This is a genomic window from bacterium (assembly GCA_016873475.1).
GTDB lineage: Bacteria > Krumholzibacteriota > Krumholzibacteriia > JACNKJ01 > JACNKJ01 > VGXI01.
In genome coordinates this window covers 1-7,704 of record VGXI01000156.1, presented here as the reverse complement: position 1 = coordinate 7,704, position 7,704 = coordinate 1, and the positions used below count along the sequence as shown (strand labels likewise).

Annotated in this window: 9 protein-coding genes and 4 tRNA genes; 9 read left to right on the top strand and 4 right to left on the bottom strand. The window is 73.0% G+C overall.

The window, feature by feature from the left end; all coding sequences use genetic code 11:
- Positions 1–167 precede the first annotated feature (167 nt).
- From FJ251_11705 to FJ251_11670, 8 genes are all read left to right on the top strand, one after another.
- A complete protein-coding gene (locus FJ251_11705) occupies positions 168–875 on the top strand; it encodes a ribonuclease PH (GenBank protein MBM4118377.1) in 708 nt (235 codons plus the stop codon).
- The gene (rdgB, locus tag FJ251_11700; protein ID MBM4118376.1) at positions 872–1,459 is read left to right on the top strand and encodes an RdgB/HAM1 family non-canonical purine NTP pyrophosphatase; all 588 of its coding nucleotides are present in this window, start codon (positions 872–874) and stop codon (positions 1,457–1,459) included. The genes FJ251_11705 and rdgB overlap by 4 nt, the downstream gene beginning before the upstream one ends.
- 248 nt (positions 1,460–1,707) lie before the next feature.
- Positions 1,708–1,974 carry an RNA-binding protein gene (locus FJ251_11695; protein MBM4118375.1) on the top strand — a complete coding sequence of 89 codons (267 nt, stop codon included), beginning with the start codon at positions 1,708–1,710 and terminating at the stop codon, positions 1,972–1,974.
- A 169-nt stretch (positions 1,975–2,143) separates the two neighbouring features.
- A tRNA-Pro gene (locus FJ251_11690) sits at positions 2,144–2,217 on the top strand.
- 3 nt (positions 2,218–2,220) lie between these two features.
- Positions 2,221–2,297, top strand: a tRNA-Arg gene (locus FJ251_11685).
- A 96-nt stretch (positions 2,298–2,393) separates the two neighbouring features.
- Positions 2,394–2,469 (top strand) — tRNA-His (locus tag FJ251_11680).
- 183 nt (positions 2,470–2,652) lie between these two features.
- A complete protein-coding gene (locus tag FJ251_11675) occupies positions 2,653–3,165 on the top strand; it encodes a single-stranded DNA-binding protein (GenBank protein MBM4118374.1) in 513 nt (170 codons plus the stop codon).
- 146 nt (positions 3,166–3,311) lie between these two features.
- Positions 3,312–3,387, top strand: a tRNA-Lys gene (locus FJ251_11670).
- Positions 3,388–3,465: 78 nt separating this feature from the next.
- Here FJ251_11670 and FJ251_11665 read toward each other — a convergent pair.
- Complete coding sequence (locus FJ251_11665) at positions 3,466–5,292, bottom strand: hypothetical protein (protein ID MBM4118373.1); 1,827 nt, start codon at positions 5,290–5,292, stop codon at positions 3,466–3,468.
- A 156-nt stretch (positions 5,293–5,448) separates the two neighbouring features.
- On the opposite strand from FJ251_11665, the gene FJ251_11660 reads away from it, so the two are divergent.
- A complete protein-coding gene (locus FJ251_11660) occupies positions 5,449–6,213 on the top strand; it encodes a hypothetical protein (protein ID MBM4118372.1) in 765 nt (254 codons plus the stop codon).
- Positions 6,214–6,355: 142 nt separating this feature from the next.
- Here FJ251_11660 and FJ251_11655 read toward each other — a convergent pair whose 3' ends face one another.
- The 3 genes from FJ251_11655 to FJ251_11645 form a co-directional block, all read right to left on the bottom strand.
- Positions 6,356–6,934 carry a hypothetical protein gene (locus FJ251_11655; GenBank protein MBM4118371.1) on the bottom strand — a complete coding sequence of 193 codons (579 nt, stop codon included), beginning with the start codon at positions 6,932–6,934 and terminating at the stop codon, positions 6,356–6,358.
- Between the two features lie 87 nt (positions 6,935–7,021).
- Positions 7,022–7,390 (bottom strand): STAS domain-containing protein, encoded by a 369-nt coding sequence (locus FJ251_11650; GenBank protein MBM4118370.1) that lies wholly within the window; start codon positions 7,388–7,390, stop codon positions 7,022–7,024.
- A 121-nt stretch (positions 7,391–7,511) separates the two neighbouring features.
- Positions 7,512–7,704: hypothetical protein (locus FJ251_11645; GenBank protein ID MBM4118369.1), on the bottom strand; the 193-nt coding region annotated here is incomplete at its 5' end.

Below are 7,704 nucleotides of genomic sequence, written 5' to 3'. Positions count from 1 at the left end.
GGGCGCTGCTCGCGGAGCGCGGCCTGCTCGCGCCCACGAACGGCCCGGGCAGCCTCGCCTGCTTCGTCTCGGACCTGCCCCTGCGCTTTCGCCAGGTGGGGGAGCTCTTCCTCGGTCGCCGCATCGAGGCGATCGAGCTCGTGGACTTCGGCGCCTAGGGAGGAGCCATGGCCGTCACCCGCCACGACATGCGCATGCACGACCGCCACCGGCCGCTCGGCTTCGAGCTGGACTTCCAGCGCGCGGCGCTGGCCTCGGTGCTGGTCAGTCTCGGCAGGACGCGCGTGCTCTGCGCGGTCAGCGCGGAGGAGCGCCTGCCGCCCTGGATCCGGCCCGGCAGCGGCGGCTGGGTGACGGCCGAGTACGCGATGCTGCCCGGCGCGGGCGCCGAGCGCGTGCGCCGCGAGCGCGACGGCGCCAGCGGGCGCAGCCAGGAGATCCAGCGCCTGATCGGCCGCAGCCTGCGCGCGGTGACGCGGCTGGAGGCGCTCGGCGAGCGCACGCTGACCCTGGACTGCGACGTGATCGACGCCGACGGCGGCACGCGCACGGCGGCGATCACGGGCGCCGCGGTGGCGCTCTGGCGCGCCTGCGAGCGCCTGCGCCTGGCCGAGCACCCGATGCGCCGCCTGGTGAGCGCGGTGAGCGTCGGCATCGTGGACGGCCATCCCGTGCTCGACCTGGACTACCACGAGGACCACCAGGCCGAGGTGGACATGAACCTGGTCATCGAGGAGCGCGGGCGCTTCGTCGAGGTGCAGGGGACGGCCGAGGGCGGCACCTTCAGCCGCGAGGAGCTCGATCAGCTGCTCGCGCTCGGCGCCAAGGGCTGCGCGGAGTTCACGGCGCTGCAGCGCAAGGCGCTGGGCCTGTGAGGGTCGTCCTCGCCAGCGGCAACCCGCACAAGCGGGAGGAGATCGCGGCGATCATCCAGGCGCTGGGCCTGCCGCTCACGCTGGTCACGCCGGGCGTGCCGCTGCCCGACGTCGTGGAGGACGGCGACACCCTGGCAGCGAACGCGATCAAGAAGGCGCGCACGGTGGCGCTCGCGCTCGGGCTGCCCGCGCTGGCCGACGACACGGGGCTCGAAGTGGACGCCCTGGGCGGCGCGCCCGGCCACCACGCGGCCCGCTACGCGGGGCCCGAGCAGGATGCGGCGAAGAACGTGGCCAAGCTGCTGGCTGCCCTCCGCGGCGTGCCGGCGGCGCAGCGGACGGCGCGCTTCCGCTGCGTGATGGCGCTGGTGGTCGATCCGCGGGGCGAGCCGCTGCTCGGCGAGGGGATCGTCGAGGGGCGCATTGCCGAGGCGCCGGCGGGCGGCGGCGGTTTCGGCTACGATCCCGTATTCTGGTTGCCCGAAAGCAGTTGCACGCTGGCCGCGCTCCCCCAGGCCGAGAAGAATGCGCTGAGCCACCGCTATCGGGCGCTGGCCGATCTGGGGCGCCGGCTGCCGCGCTGAGATTGCCTGATGCGCCTGGGTGGCGCCTTGACTATATTGCGCCCCAATGGTGACTTCTCATTCTGTTTCGATTCGTCGTATCGCCCGCGTCGACTCGAATTCCGTCCCTCGATGCCTGCCTGAGCGCCCACCGCGCGACGTCCATCGAACCGTTCGGTCATGAGAATCGGAGAGGCCCGTGTCCGCGAAGCGTTCGCGGCCGGCCTGCCAGTGTCATTCCATCCGTGGGCGATATGAAGGAGCCTTCAATGGCCAAGAAACTCTACGTGGGCAACCTGCCCTTCACCGCGACCGAGCAGGAGCTGCGCACGCTCTTCGGGAAGCATGGCACCATCGTCTCCGTCAGCCTGATCAACGATCGCGAGACCGGCCGCCCGCGCGGCTTCGGCTTCGTCGAGATGGAGGACACGACGGCTGCCAAGGAGCACCTGGACGGCTACGAGATGGACGGTCGCGCCCTGCGCGTCAACGACGCCGAGGACAAGCGCAAGTCCGGCGGCGGCGGTCGCTGGTAGGTCCCGCAGCATTCGCGGTCGGCCGGCGCGCGCCGGCCGATCGATCTTCACAAGCCCCGCCTGGCGGGGCTTTTTTCTCGACTCGCCCAGAGGCTTCGGCGGCATGCCTGCGCGGCGCGACCGGCTCCCGCGTTGACAGCCCTGCGAGCCTTGCCTATCCTGGCCGGCACGGGGCGTAGCGCAGTCCGGTAGCGCATCGGCTTTGGGTGCCGGTGGTCGCCGGTTCGAATCCGGCCGCCCCGAGTAGACCCCGTAGCTCAATCGGATAGAGCACCGGCCTTCTAAGCCGGACGTTGTGGGTTCGAGTCCCCCCGGGGTCGCCTCTCCCCGTGCCGGCGCCGGCGGCGCGCCCGGGCCGACTTGACAGGCACTGGCGGCGGCGCTAGCTTGAGGCGCTTCGTTCCCGCGAAGCGCTCGTGGTGGAAGTAGCTCAGTTGGCAGAGCACTGGATTGTGGTTCCAGTGGCCGCGGGTTCGATCCCCGTCTTCCACCCCTCGGCGGGGCCGGCGGTTGCGCTGGGCCCCGTTTTCGTCAACTGCCGTGGTCGGTCAGGACGGCCGGCTCCCGGCGCCCCGCGGCAAGTGCTTGCGGCGCGGGCGGCTCGGGAGAGCGCCGCGGCGGCACCGCCCCTGCTCGAGGTAGGGGACTCGGGCCCTGCGTGGGCCGAAAGGAGAGGGCATGGCAGGCGTCAACAAGGTCATCCTGGTGGGGCATCTCGGCCGCGATCCCGAGCTGCGCTACGCGCAGAGCGGGACGGCGATCGCGAACGCCACGCTGGCCACCACGGAGCGGCGCAAGGACCGCGACGGCAACTGGGGCGATCACACCGAGTGGCATCGGCTGGTCTTCTTCGGCAAGACGGCCGAGACGCTCGCGCGCTTCTGCAAGAAGGGCAAGCAGCTCTACGTCGAGGGCAGCCTGCAGACGCGCGACTGGGAGGACAAGGAGAGCGGCCAGAAGCGCTACATGACCGAGGTGCGCGTGAACCAGATGGTCATGCTCGGTCGCGCGGGCGAGGGCGGCGGTGGCGACTGGGGCGGCTCGCAGGAGGGCGGCGCCGAGGACTACGACCAGGATCGGCCGCAGAGCCGGGGCAAGGAGCGCGCGAACGCCGCGGGTGCGGCGGCGGGTGGAGCTGCCGACGACGCCGGCGGCGCCTACAGCGACGACGAGGACGACCTGCCGTTCTAGACCCTGTTGCAGCGTTCGGCGATGGCCCGCCCCCGGGGGCGGGTCGCCCCTGCGGCGGCCCGGCGCCGCGCGCGCGAGCGTGCGCAACCCCAAGCGCCGTGCGGGCTTGACAGTCGGACTCGGGCGCACTACCCTGCACGAGTTTCGCGCCAGTAGCTCAACAGGTAGAGCATCTGACTCTTAATCAGGTGGTTCGGGGTTCGAGTCCCTGCTGGCGTACCCAAGAAGTGAGCTCGTTGGAGGGCCTGCCGATCGGCGGGCCTTTCGTGTTTGCGCTCCGCTTTCGCTGACGGTTGTGCCCTAACGCAGCACGAGCACCGACGCCCTCGCCGCCGCCTGCCCGGCGCCCTCGACCCGCGCGAGGTAGACCCCCGCCGGCACGCGCCGCCCCGCGGCGTCCCGCAGATCCCAGCGCACGGCGCTCGCCGCCGGCAGCGAGATCAGCCGCCGGCCGTCGACGCCGAAGATGGCGAGCCGCGCCTGCGCGCCCGTGGGGAGACCCGTGATCGCGAAGCGCGCCTGGCCCAGCGCCGGGTTCTCGAGCACGCGCAGCGCGAGGCCCGCGGGCGGCGCCGCCGGCGCGGCGGTGGCCCCGCCGGGCAGGATGCGGAACGCGCGGCTGACGGCCGATACGCTCTCGCCGTCCTGCGTCAGCGTCGCGCGCAGGTGGGCCCGGCTGGTCGCTTCGCCGCTCACGGTCCACTGCCAGTGGCCGCCGTCGGCGAGGCTCGCGGCCAGCGGCTGCCAGGGGCCGCCCGGCCCGCTCGTCGACAGCTCCAAAGCGACGCTCGCGGGCGCGGGGCCGAGCCAGGCCGCCGACCAGCGCAGGGTCTGCGCGCTGCCGACCACCCAGGTCTCGCTGCCGCGCGGGTACTGCCAGACCACGCGCCGCGCCGTGGGCGTGCTGCTCTCGCGGTACACGTAGAAGTGGTTCTGGTAGTTCGGCCAGCTGCCCTGCTCCTGCACGAAGGCGAAGTCCGGGTGACCGTTGTGGTCCACGTCGCCGCCGGTCGTGAAGGCCTGGGTATCGACCGCGATGGGCGCCGCGAAGCCGCCGCCCGCGCTCCAGCCGCCCGCGCCGTCACCGCGCCAGAGCGTGCCGGTGCCGTTGGCGAGCGCCGCGAGGTCGACGAAGCCGTCCAGGTCGAAGTCCCAGAGCTGCGTGTGGGAGTAGCTGCCGCTCGCCGGCAGGCCCGTGCTCGCGGACTCCCAGTGGTCGCCGCGCCACAGATAGACCCGCGGGCCGCCGCTCTGCACGCAGGCGAGATCCGCGCAGCCGTCGCCGTCGACGTCGCCGAGCGCGATCCCGCGCAGGCCGATGTTGCCCGCCGGCGGCAGACCCGCGTTCGCCGCGGTGAAGCCGCCGGCGCCGTCGCCCAGCCAGATCGTGCCGCTCTGCTGGCTGGCCGCGATGTCCGGCGCGCCGTCGCCATTGACGTCGCCCGCCACGAGCAGGGACCGCGAGTTGCCGCCCGCGCTCGCCCAGCTCTGCGCCCAGCTGCCGTCGCCGCCGTTCAGGTAGACGTGCACGCCGTTGCAGCAGCCGAAGGAGTTCGACGCCAGGTCCAGGCGCCCGTCCAGGTCGAAGTCGGCGAAGTCGGTGGCGAACATGCCCCAGCTCTCGCCGTTCGTGGCGAGGCCGTCGTCCCAGGGCGTCCAGCTTGCCGCCGTGCCATCGCCGAGGGCCACCTCGATCAGCTGGTCGCCCAGGTCGGTGCTCGAGTAGTCGTGGTGCATGCCGTAGCCGACGTCCATGAAGCCGTCGCCGTTCGCGTCGCCCACGGCGATGCCGCCGTAGCCGAAGTTGCCGGTCATCCGGAGCGTCCAGCCGCCGGCGCCGTCGCCGAGATAGGCGATCACGCCGTGCAGGCCCGTGCCGATGTAGGGCGAGCTGTGATCGCCGATCGTCACCACGTCCGCGTGGCCGTCGCCGTTCAGGTCCGCGAAGGCCAGCTCCGTGTCGCCGCCTTCCCACTCGGGGAAGCTGGCGCCCACGGGCGAGCTGTCGACATAGGTGAGGGCGAGCGGTGCGTGGGCGAGAGCGGCGAGCGCGACCAGGGCGAGCAGCGCCCCGGTGGCGCGCAGCGTGAACGCAGGGCGCCCCGGCGCCCAGACCCGTGCGTGCATGTGGCGACCTCCCGGTGCGGTCCGCCATCAGCATAGCACGGCGGCGGGCCCGAACGCCGCAGGCAAGCCCGGCGCGCGGCAAGAAGTCCTGGCATCGCGGGCCGAAACGGCTACACTGCCGCGGGCGCGCCCGCCACCCTCATCCGCGCCGCGAGCATGGAAGCACTCTCCGCCGCCACCTACGCCTTCCTCGTCGCCGCGGGCTTCCTCGCCGGCTTCGTCGACTCCATCGCCGGCGGCGGGGGCATCATCACGATTCCCGCGCTGCTCGCCGCCGGCCTCCCGGCCCCGCTCGCCCTCGGCACGAACAAGCTCCAGTCGAGCTTCGGCAGCCTGACGGCCACGCTGAGCTACCGCTCGAGCGGTTTGGTCCGCCTGCGACACACCTTGCCCGGCATCGCCTTCACGGCGGTGGGCGCCGCTCTCGGCACGGCGGCCATCCAGCGCCTCGCGCCCGATCTGCTCGAGCGCGCGCTGCCCCTGGTCCTCGTCGCCGTCTTCATCTACCTGCTCGTCTCACCGCGCGTGGGGGAGGGCGCCGCGCGGCCGCGCCTGCCCCGGCTCGCCTTCTACGCGCTCTGCGGCCTGGGCATCGGCTTCTACGACGGCTTCATCGGCCCCGGCACGGGCTCCTTCTGGGCGCTGGCCTTCGTCGCGCTGCTCGGCCTGGACCTGCGCCGGGCCACCGCGCACACGAAGGTGATGAACTTCACGAGCAACATCGTCTCGCTGGCGGTCTTTGCGCTCGGCGGCAAGGTGCTGCTGCTGCCGGGCCTGGCGATGGGCGCGGGCGAGGTGCTGGGCGCGAGCCTGGGCTCGCGCCTCGTGATTGCGCGCGGCGTGCGCTTCGTGCGGCTCTTCTTCCTCGCCGTCGTGGCCGCGACGCTCGCGCGGGTCCTCTGGCGCAGCTACTTCGCCTAGGCCGGGGGGCCGAGCGGGCGACCGCAAACTGGGGGTGGGCAAGCGGGCGCGGCGGGGCCATGCTCTGGGCGCCGCCGGCAGCGGAGAGCGACGGCGCCGGGGAGGCAGGGGATGAACCAGCAGCGCGGGACCAGCTCTCGCACTACCGCCTGATCGAGAAAGTGGGCGAGGGCGGGATGGGGTGGTCTGGAAGGCCTTCGACACGCAGCTCGAGCGCGCCGTCGCACCGAAGATCCTCACGGAGCGCCTGACGGCCGACACGGCGCGCCTGGACCGTTTCGCGCGCGAGGCGCGCACCCTCGCCGAGCTGTTGCCGCCCGAGGGCTTGCCCTTCTCGCGCTTCCTCGAGATCGCCGAGGCTGTCGCCGCCGCCATCGCCGCGGCGGAAGCGCAGGGCAGCGTGCGCAAGGCGGGCCAGCGCGTGCGCATCACGACCGAGCTCACCGACGTCGCCGAGGGCTTCGTGCTCTGGTCCGAGCGCTTCGACCGCGAGCTGAGCGACATCTTCGCCGTGCAGGACGAGATCGCCGAGAGCGTGGTGCAGGCGCTGCAAGTCTCGCTCAGCCCGCGCGAGCGGCGGGCCGTTCGCAGCGTCGCCACGGTCGACGCCCAGGCTCACGTCGCCCACGGCATGGCGCTGAGCCTGTTCGAGCGCTCCGATGAGGCGGTGGCGGAGTTCGAGCGTGCGCTCGCGCTGGATCCGCGCTCCTACGATGCCCACAACTTCTATGCCCACGGGGCGCGGATGCGCGGCGAGAAGGAGAAGACGGCCTGGAGCGGGCGCGGCGCGCGGCGCGCCGAGAGGCGGCTAGACCTCGGGCAGCTGGAGGAGCGCGTCCTCCACCGAGCGGGCGTGGCCGACCAGCTCCCAGAGGCGGATGATCTCCATCGACTTGCGGATCATGTCGCCGGCGCCGACGACGACGAGCCGGCCCGCGTGCGGGTGCACGAGGTTGTAGATCGAGGCGATGATGCCCAGGCCGCTGCTGTTGCTGAACTCCAGCGCCTCGAGGTCCAGCACGACGTGCCGCACGCCGTCCTCGACCGCCGCGCCGATCGCCTCGAGCAGCTCGTAGCTCTCGCGATCGCCGGTCAGGCGCCCGCTCAGGGTGTAGACGCCGGCCTTGCTGCTCTCGACGCGCGTCGCGGTGTAGCGGAGCAGTGGCCGCTTGGTCATGCTCCTCCTCCTCGGCTCGCGCCGGCGCAGCCGGCGATGCGGTCTCGCAGGCCCATCCTAGCCGGAGCGACGCGCGCAGACAATGCCCGAATGCCGCCGCCCGGCGAGCCGCGGCGCGACCCTACCGGAGCAGCACGAGCCGTTGCCCGCTGACCGTTCCCGCCGCCGCCAGCCGCGCCAGGTAGACCCCGCTCGGCAATGCGCGGCCCTCGCCGTCGCGGCCGTCCCAGGCGATGCGGTGCTCGCCCGCCTCGTGCCAGCCCGTCTCGAGCTCGCGCAGCAGGCGGCCCTGGGCGTCGTGCACCGTCAAGCGC